The organism is Bacillus sp. XB1, from assembly GCF_053557995.1.
In genome coordinates this window covers 1,227,256-1,243,243 of sequence record NZ_JBNRIL010000001.1, presented here as the reverse complement: position 1 = coordinate 1,243,243, position 15,988 = coordinate 1,227,256, and the positions used below count along the sequence as shown (strand labels likewise).

Below are 15,988 nucleotides of genomic sequence, written 5' to 3'. Positions count from 1 at the left end.
TAGATGTTCATTACATAGTTTGTAAATAACCAATTACCTTTGAAAAATTAAATTTTTTATACGAGGAGGAATATATGAAGGATACAAGTAAAAAACAAATTATAAAAGTGTTCCTTATTAGTATTTTAGGCTTAGGAATAATACTTGGAATGCTATATTTTAATCATAAAACCAATATTCAACAAAATAAAGCGCTAGCCACCGAAAAACGTGTATTGCAATATGAATCTACCTTGAAGAAAGAATTAGAAAAATATAATTTAGGAGAGAAAACAGCAGTTTTATTAGGAATTATGTACCAAGAGAGTAGAGGTGAGGGAAACGATCCTATGCAGTCATCCGAATCACTTGGATTAAAGCCAAATGAAATTCAAGAGACAAGCTTGAGCATTGAACAAGGGGTAAAACACTTTGCTAAAATGTACAAATATGGAACGGACAAGGATGTTAGCATGGATACAATTATTCAAAGCTATAATATGGGGCCAGGTTATATTGATTTTGTTGCTAGTCAAGAAGTTAAACAACACTCGGAGGATTCAGCCAAAAAGTTTTCTAAGATGAAAGTTGATCAAAATCCAGCGATGTATACTTGTGGTGGAAATAAAAATAATTTTAGGTATCCATATTGTTATGGTGATTTCAAATATGCCACAAAGGTAAATGAAAAAACAAAACTTATTGAAGAACTTCTTCGAAATGTACATAGCGCTTCTAAATAAGTTGCAGAATGAAATATAATGATACCGTCAGTTAATAATAATAATAATAGCTAAGAAAAAACTACTTCCTTTCTTAATTCACATAATTTTCAAAAATAAATCCTGTGGATGTTAATATTTGTTATATAATATATTTGTCAAAGCATTACCCCTAAAGTTTCTACAGTCAATCTGTAAGATAGTTTGTTTGGCTCGTATATTCACCTTAAACTAAAAAGAACTTGTAGAGAGTCCTACAAGTTCTTTTTGTTTTAAGGGTTAAATGTGGATTTCAAATATAGTTGCAATTTTTTGAGGGGGAAAAGTAAATGTTTATAAAAACAGAAAGATTATTAATACGGAAATTTGAGTTCAAAGATTGGCAAGCTGTTCATGAGTATACATCAGATATCAATGTTATGAAATACATACCTGAAGGGGTTTTTACTGAAGAAAATACAAGAAACTTTGTGAATGAAAACATTGGTGAAAACGCTAAGAACTTTCCTGTAGTATTAATTGATAAAGATATTCTGATTGGTCATATAGTTTTTCATAAATATTTTGGTGAGCATACATATGAGATTGGTTGGGTGTTCAATCCTAAATATTTCAATAAAGGATATGCTTCTGAAGCAGCACAAGCTACATTGGAATATGGCTTTAAGGAAATGAAATTACATAGGATTATAGCTACATGTCAACCACAAAATACCCCATCATATCGAGTAATGGAGAAGATTGGAATGAGAAGAGAAGGCTATTTCAGGAAGTGTATACCACATGGGAATGAATGGTGGGATGAATATTATTACGCTATTTTAGAAGAAGAGTAGTGTTTCAGAATGCATCATTTAAATTGACACTCTTATTCCTAAATAGGCAAGTTGACTATCTTTATTGGGGATTCTTGCTACTAAAGGCGAAGTTTATTTTCAGTATCGCTGACGTGCAAAACTTTGTATAATCTGATCTTATCTCTAAATCACAACTGTTACCCCATCACCATCAAGTTAAAGTTTCATTTTATTTTGCTAACTTGATCGTGATGTGACGTAACCTTAATTATTTAAAAATTTTAAAAAGGCCCCTTAGTCATGTTAAAGGGACCTTGATCACGCAAATGATCTGTAAACCAATTCATTTTATATATATAGATCATTTGTATAATAATTTTTATAAATAATTGCTAAATAGTGAATTTACATAAATGCTTTTAGTAGTTCTTGAATTAATGGGATTGCTCCACCTATAAATTTTAAAACTGCCATTGCGATTTCCATATTATTCTCTCCTCTTTTTCGTATTAAGATGTAATAAATCTTTATAACCTTATTATAGTAAGCGCTTACAATTATAACAATACATTTTCGTATGCAATATTGCATATTTATACATTAGATCTCTATTATTCATTTTTTAATGGTACTATAGCGAGGTGAGAGTCTTTAAGGGTTCTGCTTAATAGGAGGAAATATGGAAAGAGTGCAAGCGATTTACAGTAATCAAAAATTTAAGAGTTGGGTTAAACAGGTATTAGCTGTAGGAGGAGTAATAGGGTGCTGTTATTTGGTGTTATATGTTTTCTGTTTCTTAGTTATCATGTAAATAGTATACAACTAAACTAGTAGAGTCTTGCCTAGAAAGGTAAGACTCTTTTATTGTAGTACCTGGAGATGAGCAAACTACATACAATATCTCTCAGGTTTTTCAGATCACTTTGTACGGTTTCTTGTTTAGAACACTAATTCCTAGCATTGAAAACAGAATTCTATGGATAAAAAATATGTTTTTACTAGATATAAATTAAAAAGACAAGCATAAATTATATTAGATTTTGACAAAGTCTTTTTAATTTCGAAAAGGATTTAAATCTTACTTATAGATTTGATTCCTTTTTATATAATATAATCCTTATATTGATACGTAAATATAATACAGTAATAATGATTTAAAAGCAAGAATTTTAGTAGCGGTACATTCACACATCCATCAATTTAAGATTTTAAAGTAGCTCTTAAACAAAAAAATTCTTTTTTTAATTAATTAATAGTAAACAAGAAAGATTGGCAAATTAACAACTAAAGAGATTTATTCAGGTAAAATCTATCAAAAGGTCCTTTACAAAATTTATACATAATTTAATTACAAAATAATGTAAAAATTATGCATTTTTGTAAAAGAAATTCATTGACACTTGTGTATATAAGTAACTATACTCGTTACATCAAATTGAATGCGTGATAATCCGATTTTATTATTATTACAAACATGTAAATATTAAAATAGAAAATTTCAATTTGATAAATACAATGGTAGAGGTGTTTATTTTAATGAAGCACAAATTAATTGCAACAGGTATCCTTGCAGGAGCTATATTATCCTATTCTTCTAATATTTTAGCAGATACTCATAAATTCCCTGATGTTCCTACATGGGCTGATAAATCCGTTAATTATTTAGTTGATAAACAGGTATTAAATGGTTATCCAGATGGAACTTTTGGTTCAAATGACTCATTAGACAGAGCTTCGGCTACAAAAATTATGACAAAAGTTTTAGGTATACAAATTGATCCTAATGCAAAACCATCTTTTACAGATTCACAAAACCACTGGGCTACTCCTTATATTGCTGCTGCTGAAAAAGCTGGGATTGTTAAAGGTGAAGGTAATGGAATCTTCAATCCATCCGGAAAAGTAACTCGCGCTGCTATGGCTACGATGCTAGTAAATGCATATAAACTACAAAGCACACCAAATCATAATGATCAGGTTAGATTTGAAGATTTAAAAGGGCATTGGGGAGAAAAATATGCCAATATTTTAATAGATTTAAAAATCTCTAATGGTACCGAGAACGGTTGGCAACCAAATAGATTTATAACACGTGCTGAAGCTGCTCAACTTACTGCAAAAACAGATATGTTACAACAAAATTTAAACGATGAAAAAGAGGTTATTACTGCTACCTCATATGAAGATTTAAATTTAACAGTGGCTTCGAAAATTACAGCTCAAGAGATTGATAGTTTTATTGCGAAATATCACTCGGATAGTCCTTTAGTTGGACATGGGCAAGATTTTATCAATGCGCAAAATCAATATGGCGTGAGTGCTCATTATTTAGCAGCGCATGCGATTTTAGAATCTGGATACGGAAAATCAGAAATCGCATATCAAAAACATAATCTATTCGGTCTACGTGCATATGATGGAGATCCGTTTAAATATGCAAAATATTTACCAAGCTACGGGGATAGCATTGCTTATAACGCTAATTATGTACGAGAAAGATATTTAGAAGAAAGTGGTATGTATTATAACGGCCCAACATTAACTGGCATGAATGTGAAATATGCATCAGATAAAGGCTGGGCTAAGAAAATTGCGGGTATTATGGAACGTATTAAACCGTTTCATGTAGAAGACTATACATATGCAAAAAAATTACCAAAGAATCCTGAAACATTAGATGTCGACGCGTTATCGAATGAAATTCCATATAAAATGTATGCAGACGGTTCAAGCTCAAATGTTGTATCATCAGCTGCTTACTACCAGGTACCTTATCCATTTAATTTAAAAATTAAAAGTAGACCAGATGTAGCTGTCGAGGAGAATAAAGTTGGTACAGTAACCCCTGGAACAACCATCTTTATTTATCGTGAAGATCCAAATGGATGGGTAGAATTCTCTTTTGAAGCTAATGGAGAAAAATATTGGACATTAAAAAATAAATTAAGTATGTAATTAAAAAGATCTATTGCACTAGTTTTAAAAGTATGGGATTGGACAATTGATTCTCTAGATTGGAAATACAGTAAATTACCCGTTGATGTAGCAGCTGCAAAGATTATTCAAAATGTCTTAGCAGGTGCGACATCCGCATGCTTTTTCGGGAAAATGTTGCGCAAAGTAGGTTCATTTTCAGCACTATCTCCTGGTTCACCGTAATCTTTAATGATGTAATATTCCTCATCTTAAATGTATATATTGAATATACGGATATATTGTGTTATGATGTGAATTAGAAACTCGCGTGTTTCAAATACAACATTTTTATCTTCTTGATGACCTCTTATCTTTCCGTAAGAGGTCCTTTTTTATCCCTCCGTATTGCATAGCCGCTAAAATACTATGAAAAGATACTAGAGACTACTACAATGTGATATTCTCTAGTATTTTTTCTTTATCCATATTATCTATTGTTGGGTAATCGATGAATTATTAATTTTTGTATGATTTTCACAAAATAACTTTGAACCATTATTTATTTCAATATAAAATAATAAAGGGGTATATATGAATAGGTATGTCCTTTTTATGTGATGATAATGCGAATTGAAGCGTAATACTGAAACGGTAAACGAGAAGAATCAGTGCCGAAACAGATAGTAAGGAAAGTAAAACAGTAACAGCAGACAATACTTATAATGAAAACGTTCATAATGGACTGTCTATGGATGGAGAAAAAATACGAAAAGATAAAAGGGGCAAATGAATATGAACAGAGCCTTTAAAGGTACCGTATTAGCAGGGATAAGTGTGGGTTTCTTGCTAGCTGGTTGTACAATAGAAACATATGTCCTAACGCAGTCCAGAATATAAGCAAGTAGATTAAGTATTCTAAGCAGATAAATGAAGACTATCACGATGAAGAAATTGAAAGACAACTAAGAGGTATAGCATTCTGACTTTCTAAATAACATGAGTGTTTCTATAGAATGAATCCTTAGGAGGGCTATTGTGGAACCTTTAATCAATGCTATTCTATACTTTGTATTTTTATTTGGAGCACTGTTTCTTATACTGGGTACTGCATTGGTTTTATTAATCGTGGCTGCATTACCAGTAATCTGGAAGAAGAATCTATCATTCCTAATGATTAGTTTAGGTATAAATATACTTGTCATTCCATTGTCTTTTTTTATTGGCGGGATGGCAACAGATTCTCCTGGTAGTACGATGCACGATTTTTGGGAAGTATTTTTCTTTATTCAGGTATTTCCGTTTCCCCTAGTACTGCTATCTTTAGTTTGGTGGCTTGTGCGTCGAAAAAAAGCAAAAGTTCATGTATAGTGTTTTTAATGCAAATAAGCTGTCCGTTTGGGCAGCTTATTATATTTATTACTAAGCGTGATTATTTCCAAAATGAATGCAATACCACTATACAGTTAAATTGAAGGTGAAACATATTGAAATCTTATCAAACTTTAGCCCACTTGTATGCATTAGGACTAGGCTGCGGACTTTGGAATAGAGAGGAGGTTATTTCATGGTGCGATAGGTTGATTGAAGCAAGTGATCACCCGCCATATGAAATTATGGAGATATCTTTAATGTCTAAAGCAAAGCTGATATATATAGAATCGGCTTTACTGTCATATAGCCGCATAGTTGATGAAAAACCCTTGGTAAACATCCTTCTTTCAGTCTTAAATGAAAAGTTAGTAGCTCAGAAATGGAATATTAAACAAGCGATTACTTGCTCTACTCGATTACTAGTAAATAGAGGCCTGTATTGGGAAGAAGAATATTTTGATTTATACAGCCTTAATGATAGCTATGACTTAGCACAGGAAGGTATCCATTTTAATGAAAAAGATGTGATTTCTGCTTATATCGATACATTAGATGTTTTTCGCATCCATTTTAACGAGTTTGAAGATCTCTATTTACAAGTCATGAAACAGAAGTGGCAAGGGGAGAGGGCAGGAAAAAGAATCATTGAATCGTAAGATTTATTTCCTGTATTTATCACCAAATTTATCTAGCCAAGACAAATCTGTCTTCGTGTTGATGAATTTTTGTCTCTTAATAGCTTAATGCTATCGTTTTTAATTTTTCCGACAGCAAGCAAAGTTAGCATGTTTAATGCATAATCAGACGCCTGTAAATGAGCATTACTATTTAAATTTTTACCAGAGAGTAATTTAGTTAATTAGTAGAAAAAGGAAGGGGCCTATTTGGCTCCTTCCCTTTTCTCATACATACACAACGCTTGTTGACAACTTATGAAATAATAGCATTCATCGCTATTAAAATATAACATTAAAAGCAATTAATTAGATATGTAATTTTGCATATATTGTACTATTTCATGAATAGGAACAAAACTATTTATTCCTTTCTGTATGGAGACAAATAGATTTAGGTTTACTTAGGGTAAGAAGACCTGATCATTGATTGCTGGTTAAACCATATTTCTACGTATTTGAAACAAATTATTTCACTGAATTGTATGTTAAAGAGAGTGAGGGATTTATGAAATGTAGATTATTCCTTGATTTCTTACTCGTGATTTTACTTGGACATCGGAAAAGAAGTTACGTTATATACGATTTCAAAAGGGGATATTATTCAGTGCATCAAAAGATGCGCTCCGTTTCCTGTTTCCTATCCTACTAAATTACCATTCCAAGCAAATTTCTTCTCTTTCAAACAATTCATCCATTGAATAAAGATAATTCGGCCATACGTATCGGAGGACATGAAACTTTCTTAATACCATTTGGAATATATTTCAATATACTTCCGATACTATAACAGATCGAAAATTTCTTTATTGGAGGTATATAATGGCATATCCATTTCGTAACTTAGTATTTGAAGGTGGCGGGGTAAAGGGAAGCGCTTATATAGGTGCCATCCGTGCACTAAATGAAGAAGGGATTTTACCAGAAATACAACGATTTGGAGGGACTTCAGCAGGAGCGATTACTGCATTACTTTTAGGTCTTTCCATTCCATTCGCAGATCTTGTAAAAATCCACAAAGACATGAATTTCAAAGCGTTTAAAGATGATGATTTTTCGATTGTACAAGATAACATTCGTTTATTTTTTGATGGTTTTGGTATCTATAAAGGGGATTTCTTCACTGAGTGGGTAGGAAAGATTGTTGAAAAGTGGACAGGGAGTAAGGACACAACTTTTCAGCAGTTGTATGACAAAACAGGAAAAGACGTGTTTTTCCAAGGAACGAACATTTCTACACACCAGCTTCGTACGTTTTCACGCGAAACGACACCTGATGTCCCATTAGTAGTTGCTGTGCGGATTTCGATGTCCATCCCATTCTTTTTTAAATCTGTGGAATGGGATAAAGATTATTATGTAGACGGAGGTGTACTCGATAACTACCCAATTCGTTTATTTGATCGAAAAAGTTTTGTGAATAAAGAAGAACACTTCACGACCACAGATACGATTGACGAGGTTAATAAACTGATAAGCAATATAGAGGATCATTTTACATTAAGAAGCTTACACACGAAATACAATGCATCTTTCTTTGATCCTACAGATGAAATTGTCTACAACAAAGAAACACTTGGTTTCCGTTTAGAATCTCAGGCGGAGGTTGCCATGTTAAAACATATCGCAACCTCAACAGAACATCATATTGGCCATTCTCTTATTCATTTTGCATGGAATTTGTCTCAAACCATGATCAAAGGTCATGAGAGCGGAAAAACCACCAAAGAAGATGCTGCCCGCACTGTATTTATTAATACATTCTTTACGTCGGCGTTTAATTTTGATATCACAGAAGAAGAAAAGAAAACACTCATGAATTCAGGTTATACTTCTACTAAAGACTATCTACATCAGTTTAATACGTCTGAAGTAAAATTGTTTAATCGACCATAAAGCCGAGTGCAATGCACTTGGCTTTTTTTAATCGTCCTGTAAATTCTTTTTTTAGTAGCTAATAAAAATTTAGATAGACTATGCATAGAACAAGAGAGAGGAGATAACAGAAAGTAATAAATATAAGTTTTGATGACTTCTTATTTTGTAAAACTAGGGTGTAGAAAGGGTGAAACAGGTGGAAGAAAAACGAATTATGATTTATACAATTTTTTGGCTAACACAGTACAAAAGAGAACCTTAAAACGGTGGATAGGAATGTATCAAAAAATGAATAGAGTAGCAAGGCGGATTTATTGTGGAAGTAGGGATTTTCCTTTTTCTTTCTACTGATAATAAAACGTTATGTAGACTGGGGATGTATAAGGTATTCATTGCTATTCCTTCAAAATGCTGATGTTACATCACATTAAAATAACCTCTAATTTAAGTATTGAAATTCTCTAAATCTCGATGTATTATATTCTTGTATTTTCTCACTTTGCGAAGCCTAGAAAACATCATCACTTCTGAAAGAACTCGAACTCTAGCCGGTTCTTTGAATTTACTTGAACTTATTTTTGAATCATTGTATTATATTTTCGAGTCTTACTCATATAAATCATTATCAGGAGAATCTGCAAATTTGCAGGTTCTTTTTTATTTTATTGAAAGTAAAATTTTAGCCAGTCGTTTATTTTCATATTGTTGGTTTTTATACGTGTTTGGTAAAAAATCAATGTGTTGCAAAAAAATACTATGCTGAAATCTAGTTCGGTATAGCAATGTGCATATAAAAGATCTCACTTTGCTATATCCCCTAAAAAGAGTCATAAAAATCTATATTTTTTTAATTCAGTTGCATACTACAAAACTTCTTTTAAAAGAAATGTATGTACATACACATTATATTTTGTTCTATAACTCTCTAACTTTTGTTCACGATAGTCTGTTAAGTACAGGATTATTGGCGGGTGGTGCAATAGGTGCAGAAGATGTGAAAACAAATGAAAAAGTACAAGTTGCTGTTGCAGGTAAAGAGGGAAATATGACGTATAAAGAAATTGATAAAGCGGAATCTCCATTGTTATTTGGAATGTATCCTTTATGTTAAGATCCTAATAAGAAGTTAGTTTTTTTTGATAATTAATATTTATACAAAATATATAATTAATATACTAAAACGTTTTTAAATTTTATTAATGTATTCCTTTTCATATGAATGAATTATTTATTGCAACAGGTTTCCCTTTCAAAATAAGATGTTCAAACAAAAGACAATATAAGTATCTTTATAATGATTTTTCAATATAATCAATGTGTTTATGAAAGGAACTCTGTGTTATTTTTGCTTTTTTACTAACTAATACAGCTTCAAACAAAGGACACAATTGCTACATACTAAGTGTAATTTATTACCTATTCAAAATTCTGTCTATTCAATCTTTCTAAAAATAAAAAAAGATTAAACTTATAAATATACAAGTTATAATGAGGGCGTCGAGACACAATTTATTACCTCTAGAGAAAATATCAAACCTCGTTTTGGATTAAAAATTCTAAAGAACTTGCCAGTAATTTTTTAAAATTGGACATACTGATATGATTACTATACGGAGGATAGCGGATTAGAAGGGAAGTTTATTCAACTCAATAAAGAAAGCGTTATCAAACAAAACTTGTTTTGAATCGATCATTCTAATAACTTAGATTCAACTACAGCTAAAAATAATAAATTATGGGGGTGCTTATATGAACATGAATGTAGCATCTATTAAAGAAAAAAAGATTGTTAAATACAAAAGTTGTTTTGATGTGATTGGGCCCATAATGATAGGCCCTTCAAGTTCACATACTGCAGGTGCTTTGGCTATTGGAACAGTTGCTAATAAATTATTTCAAGGTCTTCCCAAAAAAGTTGTGGTAAAGTATTATGAATCATTTGCTGAAACCCATAAAGGTCACGGAACTGATTTTGCAATTATTGCTGGTATATTAGGCTTAGCTGCTGATGACAGCAAAGTGCCAGATGCTATTAAAATAGCAGAGTCTAAGGGAATTGACATTACCTTTATTGAACAATTGGGTAATAGTCCTGCTGGTCATCCAAATACGGCAGATGTATATGCAGAGGATGAAAGTCGAAGTATTAGAGTAATGGGTATTTCGGTCGGTGGTGGGTTGATTGAAGTCAAAAATGTTGAAATTGATGGATTTAGCTTAAATCTGCAGGGGCCATTGCCAGTTGTTATTGCGATTTCAGAAAGAGCTGACTTTGAATTTGTTTTACGCAGGATCTTTAAACAATATGATGTGGAAATTAACAACTTTCATAGTTTGGAAGATAAAACAAAATATTTATATGCATTCGCTCTGGATTCGATATTGCCAGGTAATGCTCAGAAGGAATTAGGAGATTTAAGCAATATAGCTAATCTTATTATTCTTTAGTCACATTAAGGAGTGAAAAATATGTATATGGCCATAAAAGAAATTGTGGATGCAGCTAATAAAAGCCAAAAGCAAATTTATGAATTAGCAATCGAACAGGAAATCAAACAAACTAAAACTTCTTATGAAGAAGTATGGAGTAAAATGGAACGAAATTTAGCGACTATGCAACATGCAATAAATAAAAGTATCGAGGGCGACGGTGTATTTTCTCCAACAGGTTTGACCGGAGGGGATGCTGTAAAAATTAAAAACTATCGAGAAAATAGGAAAACTCTTTCTGGAGATTTGATGGTGTTAGGGATTCAAAGTGCTATCGGTGTTAATGAAGTAAATGCTGCATTAGGAGCTATTTGTGCAACTCCAACAGCAGGTGCGAGTGGGACGATTCCGGGAGTCCTATTTAGTATTAAAGATACGTTGCAGTTAAGTCATGAAGATATGATTCATTTTCTATTCACTTCAGCGTTATTTGGAACGATAGTCGCAAACAACGCTTGTATTTCAGGAGCGTATGGAGGATGTCAAGCTGAAGTAGGAAGTGCCTCAGCGATGGCGGCTGCAGCTGCGGTAGAAGCTGCGGGTGGAACGCCACAGCAATCTTCTGAAGCTTTTTCGATTGCATTACAAAATTTACTCGGTTTAGTTTGTGATCCGGTCGCTGGTTTGGTAGAAATTCCTTGTGTAAAGAGAAACGCCATTGGAACGGCAAATGCTTTAGCAGCAGCGGACATCGCATTAGCTGGCGTAAACAATCTCATCAATGCTGACGAAGTGATTGAAGCCATGTATAGAGTTGGAAGACAGATGCCTCGCGAATTAAGAGAGACAGGTTTAGGTGGTATTGCAGCTACACCTACAGGAATTGCCATTAAAAATAAAATCTTTGGGGAGAAACAATCAAATCAATAAGTTATCGAATATATTGTGAAGTTTTCAACAATCTTTACTCTATTGTTCGCCTAAGGATGTCTGTATATTGGGGGAGTTATCAATAAAATATACTACTATATAATTAAAATATTTTATAAGTGGTAACAAACCCTTCAGGTTGATGCTTCGCTAATTTTTTGATTTTTATTAACCTAGAAGGGGGATATTCGTTGTGGGGCACTATATAAGCTATTCATTTTTCAAGAACGGTCTATATTCCTATATCTTAAAAAGAGAATTAAGAATAGGACACAAGGAGGAATTATTATATGGATGGGAATACTGCAAAAAACATAGAATTTCAAGCTGATAACACTGCAGTAAAAAACGAGAAATATTTAGACCCTAAAAAGTGGCATAAACAGGATACTACCTGGGCATTGAGCCTTTTTGGAACAGCAATTGGAGCAGGAGTACTCTTTTTACCGATTAATGCAGGTTCAGGTGGTTTATTATCATTGCTGTTAATTACCATACTTGCATATCCTGTTATGTATTATTCACATAGGGCGCTTGCTAAAATGATTTACGCTTCGAACTCTGCCGATGAGGGGATTACAGGTACAATAAGAGAGTATTTTGGAAATAAGGCAAGTATCATTTTTAATATTGTATATTTTGTCTCCATTTATACGATCGTGCTGATGTACTCGGTCGCACTTACAAATACCGCTAGTAGCTTTATCGTGCATCAATTGCACATGTCGGAGCCTCCAAGGTCCATTTTATCGCTTGTTTTAGTACTCGGTCTTATCACTATACTAAATTTTGGTCAAGATATAACTGTAAAGATCATGAGCATGCTAGTGTATCCTTTTATAGCTTCTCTACTTTTTATCGCAATATCTTTGATTCCACAGTGGAATACGTCAATGCTTAGTTTTTCAGCTGTTTCTACTGCTTCAACAGGAACAGGATATTTAGGAACGATATGGATGATACTTCCAATTATAGTATTCTCGTTTAATCATTCGCCTATGATTTCGTCATTTGTTATGAAACAGAGAGCTACGTATGGAATAGATGCTACTGATGCTAAATGTGCTCAAATACAAAAAGTTTGTTATATTATGACATTCGCAGTTGTTATGTTCTTTGTTTGGAGCAGTACCTTAAGTTTGACTCCAAATGATCTTAAGGTGGCAAAAGAACAGAACTTGTCAATCCTATCATATCTTGCTAATGAGCTTAATTCGCCAGTAATCACTATTGCAGCTCCTATCATTGCTTTTGTGGCTATTACAAAGTCTTTCCTTGGTCATTATATAGGAGCGTATGAGGTAATGCGTGACATGATTATCAAGTCCAGTAAAAAACGTGGGAAAGATATAGGAGAAAAAACAGTTAAGACAATGATTCTTACTTTTGTCGTATTAACATGCTGGTATGTTGCTTATACAAATCCAAGTATTCTTGGAATCATTGATGCCCTTAGCGGTCCGCTAGTTGCTGCTATCTTATGTATACTACCCATGTATGCAATCCATAAAGTATCAGTACTTGCTAAATACAAAGGGAAATCTAGCAATGTATTTGTCATTATTATAGGTATTCTTACTGTCCTAGCAAGTATTAAGTCATTATTCTAATCCACTATTGTTAGTATCGATGCAAAAACCGTGGGATATGGAAAAAAGAAAGATTCTTATCGGAACTGAATTCTATATTGTTAAACTAAAGAAATCATGGTTTTGGACAAACTCCTCACATTGGAGAGTTTGTCTTTTTTTATCATTTTAGCCAAGAAGACCCCTTCCTCAAGGAACGCAAAATAAGTAGGTGGGAGATGAATTGGCTAAAATGATAAACTGGTGACCCCGTATGTAGAAGTAAAAAAGGGGGAAACTATTGTATAATTATCGATAATTTAGGGGGCGCCAAATGAAACATAATAAAGAAGTAACACTTGGGGATTACGTTGAATTTTCATATCGTAAAAATCACAATTTGAAATTAATGGGATTTGTGGTGAATGTTTTACAAAATACAATTGTTGTAGATATTGCGGAAAGAATGGATATCGAGGTAGATGATTTTAGGCAAGTTGTAAAGCATGGTTATTATAATAAAGTGGTTCATAAGCAAATAAAGAATAGTGTTTCATAAAAAGTGCTCCTATATATATAAATTTAGGAGCACTTTTTATGGAGAGAATTTTCGCAAAGATTTTTTTGTCTGAGGTATAAAATTTTCATATAAAAATACGTTTTGAAGATATTTTCTTATTTGTTAATTAATAATTTTTTCAATCTTTATAGCTGTTATGGATTTAAAATATTATTCATAAAAATTTCACATAATTTTATTAAAAAGAAAAATACTAATACTTGTTTTAATACTTTACTTCGAGTCATTAAAACAAATTTACTAACTACGAAACAAGGAGGCATCACTGTGGACATTCGTGAAGGATTAATTCCAACAGCTTTAGGTACAGCAGTGACAGCAGCAGGTTATGCTCTTAAACAAACTCGTGGAACTAATAAAATGATTGCAAATACAGTATTTGGTTTTGGTTTAGCACACGTCGTTTTAGGTGTAATCGATCTTGTTGAACATCGTCGTTAGAACGAAAGGCAAGCATTGATATATGCTTGCCTTTTTGGGAGTACATTTATTATTCATTTTTCAAAATATGTTTGTATGACGTAATCATTATCAATGTAATTAAATAGTTACACTACAAGAAAATTAGAAAGTAAAACTGTGAGCATTGAATTTTATGAAATGAGATGGTGATGGAATGGAATTTTCTTCTGAAAGTAATACGTATCATGCTGGTGACATTGTTTATATTTTTTACCGAAATCCTCATACTCAAGACGTAGCTAACATACAAGCTGCAGCAGTTGTAAATAATCCTGAAAGACCTAATGAATTAGCACTATTTCTTTACGAAACGTATTATCCACTAACAAATGAGATGGCTATATATGCTACCGAAGATGAAGCAAACCAAGCTTACACTTACTATTATGGTGATATTTCAGAGGGGATGTTAGAATGAATAAGCCATTTATGCCTAAGCTCGTATATTTTGAACCGAAAGCATTAGATTATCCTTTGGGGAAAGAGCTGTTTGAGAAGTTTTCAAAGATGGATGTTGAAATTCGACATACTACTTCCCATAATCAAGTAAGAGATTTGCCAGGGGATAACGATTTTCAAAAGTATCGAGTAGCAAAATCCACGCTGGTTGTTGGTGTTAGAAAAACACTGAAATTCGATACTTCCAAGCCTTCAGCAGAGTATGCAATTCCTTTTGCAACGGGATGTATGGGACATTGTCATTATTGTTATTTACAAACAACGATGGGAAGTAAGCCTTATATACGAACGTATGTAAATGTTGAAGAAATTTTAGATGCTGCTGATAAATACATGAAAGAGCGTGCACCTGAAGTAACAAGATTTGAAGCGTCGTGTACTTCAGATATTGTAGGAATCGATTATTTAACGCATACCCTTAAACGGGCCATTGAGCATTTTGGAGAATCTGAATATGGGAAATTGAGATTTGTTACGAAATTCCACCATGTAGATCATTTACTTGATGCTAAACATAATGGAAAAACAAGATTTCGCTTTAGTGTAAACGCTGATTATGTGATTAAAAACTTTGAACCAGGAACTTCTCCCTTAGCTAAACGAATTGAGGCAGCAGGAAAAGTAGCTAGAGCTGGATATCCTCTTGGTTTCATTGTAGCTCCTATTTACCTGCATGAAGGCTGGAAGGAAGGATACTATCATATGTTTGAACGCCTAAATGCTGAATTACCTCTTGATGCACGGGATGATATTACATTTGAATTTATTCAACATCGTTTTACAAAGCCAGCTAAGAGAGTAATTGAAAAAAACTACCCGATGACAAAACTAGAATTAGATGAAGAGAAAAGAAGGTATAAATGGGGGAAATATGGAATCGGAAAATACATTTATCAAAAAGAAGAAGAAGAGGATATAAAAAACTATCTGTATTCCTATATGAAACAGTTCTTTCCTAATGCAAAACTAGAATATTTTACATAAAAGAAACGAAAAAAATTCATTACATCATCAATCTAAAAAATTACTCACTCAAAAAAGTGATATTGGTCAACAATTCGCTAATAAATCATTTGAAAAATTTATATACGAAAGTCTTTTATGTAAAAAATATGTTTCATTATGAGCTGAACCCCAACAGTTAAACAGAAAAATACAGTGGTTGTATGAATATAAGTCCGGTATTGTACCGGGCTCATTCTTTTTAACGTTGTATCAATTC

Annotated in this window: 15 protein-coding genes and 2 pseudogenes; 15 read left to right on the top strand and 2 right to left on the bottom strand. The window is 32.7% G+C overall.

Annotated elements, in window-relative coordinates; genetic code table 11:
• Positions 1-74 precede the first annotated feature (74 nt).
• Positions 75-722 carry a lysozyme family protein gene (locus ACK1U5_RS06320; RefSeq protein WP_087875378.1) on the top strand — a complete coding sequence of 216 codons (648 nt, stop codon included), beginning with the start codon at positions 75-77 and terminating at the stop codon, positions 720-722.
• Positions 723-1,030: 308 nt separating this feature from the next.
• Positions 1,031-1,537, top strand: coding sequence for a GNAT family N-acetyltransferase (locus ACK1U5_RS06315; protein ID WP_000470144.1), 507 nt, complete (start codon positions 1,031-1,033; stop codon positions 1,535-1,537).
• A gap of 366 nt (positions 1,538-1,903) precedes the next feature.
• Here the strand turns inward: ACK1U5_RS06315 and ACK1U5_RS06310 are convergent, their stop codons facing one another.
• Positions 1,904-2,089, bottom strand: coding sequence for a hypothetical protein (locus ACK1U5_RS06310; RefSeq protein WP_001987408.1), 186 nt, complete (start codon positions 2,087-2,089; stop codon positions 1,904-1,906).
• A 945-nt stretch (positions 2,090-3,034) separates the two neighbouring features.
• On the opposite strand from ACK1U5_RS06310, the gene ACK1U5_RS06305 reads away from it, so the two are divergent.
• The gene (locus ACK1U5_RS06305; RefSeq protein WP_016090209.1) at positions 3,035-4,453 is read left to right on the top strand and encodes an S-layer homology domain-containing protein; all 1,419 of its coding nucleotides are present in this window, start codon (positions 3,035-3,037) and stop codon (positions 4,451-4,453) included.
• Between the two features lie 24 nt (positions 4,454-4,477).
• Positions 4,478-4,591 (top strand): annotated as a pseudogene (locus ACK1U5_RS06300) (polysaccharide deacetylase); the annotation flags it as partial.
• Here ACK1U5_RS06300 and ACK1U5_RS06295 read toward each other — a convergent pair.
• A pseudogene (locus ACK1U5_RS06295) lies at positions 4,579-4,671 on the bottom strand (peptidase M56); the annotation flags it as partial. The pseudogenes ACK1U5_RS06300 and ACK1U5_RS06295 sit on opposite strands and share 13 nt — an antisense overlap.
• 778 nt (positions 4,672-5,449) lie before the next feature.
• On the opposite strand from ACK1U5_RS06295, the gene ACK1U5_RS06290 reads away from it, so the two are divergent.
• The 11 genes from ACK1U5_RS06290 to splB all read left to right on the top strand — a co-directional run bounded on the left by ACK1U5_RS06290 (position 5,450) and on the right by splB (position 15,750).
• Complete coding sequence (locus ACK1U5_RS06290; RefSeq protein ID WP_044797405.1) at positions 5,450-5,782, top strand: hypothetical protein; 333 nt, start codon at positions 5,450-5,452, stop codon at positions 5,780-5,782.
• Positions 5,783-5,898: 116 nt separating this feature from the next.
• Positions 5,899-6,441 carry a hypothetical protein gene (locus ACK1U5_RS06285; RefSeq protein ID WP_000844539.1) on the top strand — a complete coding sequence of 181 codons (543 nt, stop codon included), beginning with the start codon at positions 5,899-5,901 and terminating at the stop codon, positions 6,439-6,441.
• An 840-nt stretch (positions 6,442-7,281) separates the two neighbouring features.
• Positions 7,282-8,355, top strand: coding sequence for a patatin-like phospholipase family protein (locus ACK1U5_RS06280; protein WP_000331129.1), 1,074 nt, complete (start codon positions 7,282-7,284; stop codon positions 8,353-8,355).
• Between the two features lie 868 nt (positions 8,356-9,223).
• The gene (locus ACK1U5_RS06275) at positions 9,224-9,448 is read left to right on the top strand and encodes a hypothetical protein (RefSeq protein ID WP_170950653.1); all 225 of its coding nucleotides are present in this window, start codon (positions 9,224-9,226) and stop codon (positions 9,446-9,448) included.
• A gap of 638 nt (positions 9,449-10,086) precedes the next feature.
• Positions 10,087-10,785, top strand: coding sequence for a serine dehydratase beta chain (locus ACK1U5_RS06270; RefSeq protein WP_001056999.1), 699 nt, complete (start codon positions 10,087-10,089; stop codon positions 10,783-10,785).
• A gap of 21 nt (positions 10,786-10,806) precedes the next feature.
• A complete protein-coding gene (gene sdaAA, locus ACK1U5_RS06265; protein ID WP_000281777.1) occupies positions 10,807-11,697 on the top strand; it encodes an L-serine ammonia-lyase, iron-sulfur-dependent, subunit alpha in 891 nt (296 codons plus the stop codon).
• A gap of 290 nt (positions 11,698-11,987) precedes the next feature.
• A complete protein-coding gene (locus ACK1U5_RS06260) occupies positions 11,988-13,307 on the top strand; it encodes an aromatic amino acid transport family protein (RefSeq protein ID WP_000348958.1) in 1,320 nt (439 codons plus the stop codon).
• 292 nt (positions 13,308-13,599) lie between these two features.
• Entirely contained in the window at positions 13,600-13,824 is a 225-nt protein-coding gene (locus ACK1U5_RS06255; protein WP_000682213.1) for a DUF2187 domain-containing protein, read from the top strand.
• A 288-nt stretch (positions 13,825-14,112) separates the two neighbouring features.
• Positions 14,113-14,286: a hypothetical protein gene (locus ACK1U5_RS06250; protein ID WP_000354585.1), complete on the top strand. Its 174-nt coding sequence runs from the start codon at positions 14,113-14,115 to the stop codon at positions 14,284-14,286.
• 175 nt (positions 14,287-14,461) lie between these two features.
• A complete protein-coding gene (locus ACK1U5_RS06245; protein ID WP_000396091.1) occupies positions 14,462-14,725 on the top strand; it encodes a transcriptional regulator SplA in 264 nt (87 codons plus the stop codon).
• Entirely contained in the window at positions 14,722-15,750 is a 1,029-nt protein-coding gene (splB, locus tag ACK1U5_RS06240) for a spore photoproduct lyase (RefSeq protein ID WP_001039638.1), read from the top strand. Before ACK1U5_RS06245 ends, splB begins: the two co-directional genes overlap by 4 nt.
• The last annotated feature ends 238 nt before the right edge of the window (positions 15,751-15,988 follow it).

Bases quoted from the DNA above. Each gene is read 5' to 3' on its own strand.
- ACK1U5_RS06320 (WP_087875378.1), top strand. From the start codon at position 75: ATGAAGGATACAAGTAAAAAACAAATTATAAAAGTGTTCCTTATTAGT.
- ACK1U5_RS06315 (WP_000470144.1), top strand. From the start codon at position 1,031: ATGTTTATAAAAACAGAAAGATTATTAATACGGAAATTTGAGTTCAAA.
- ACK1U5_RS06310 (WP_001987408.1), bottom strand. From the start codon at position 2,089: ATGCAATATTGCATACGAAAATGTATTGTTATAATTGTAAGCGCTTAC.
- ACK1U5_RS06305 (WP_016090209.1), top strand. From the start codon at position 3,035: ATGAAGCACAAATTAATTGCAACAGGTATCCTTGCAGGAGCTATATTA.
- ACK1U5_RS06280 (WP_000331129.1), top strand. From the start codon at position 7,282: ATGGCATATCCATTTCGTAACTTAGTATTTGAAGGTGGCGGGGTAAAG.
- ACK1U5_RS06275 (WP_170950653.1), top strand. From the start codon at position 9,224: ATGTATGTACATACACATTATATTTTGTTCTATAACTCTCTAACTTTT.
- ACK1U5_RS06270 (WP_001056999.1), top strand. From the start codon at position 10,087: ATGAACATGAATGTAGCATCTATTAAAGAAAAAAAGATTGTTAAATAC.
- sdaAA (WP_000281777.1), top strand. From the start codon at position 10,807: ATGTATATGGCCATAAAAGAAATTGTGGATGCAGCTAATAAAAGCCAA.
- ACK1U5_RS06260 (WP_000348958.1), top strand. From the start codon at position 11,988: ATGGATGGGAATACTGCAAAAAACATAGAATTTCAAGCTGATAACACT.
- ACK1U5_RS06255 (WP_000682213.1), top strand. From the start codon at position 13,600: ATGAAACATAATAAAGAAGTAACACTTGGGGATTACGTTGAATTTTCA.
- ACK1U5_RS06245 (WP_000396091.1), top strand. From the start codon at position 14,462: ATGGAATTTTCTTCTGAAAGTAATACGTATCATGCTGGTGACATTGTT.
- splB (WP_001039638.1), top strand. From the start codon at position 14,722: ATGAATAAGCCATTTATGCCTAAGCTCGTATATTTTGAACCGAAAGCA.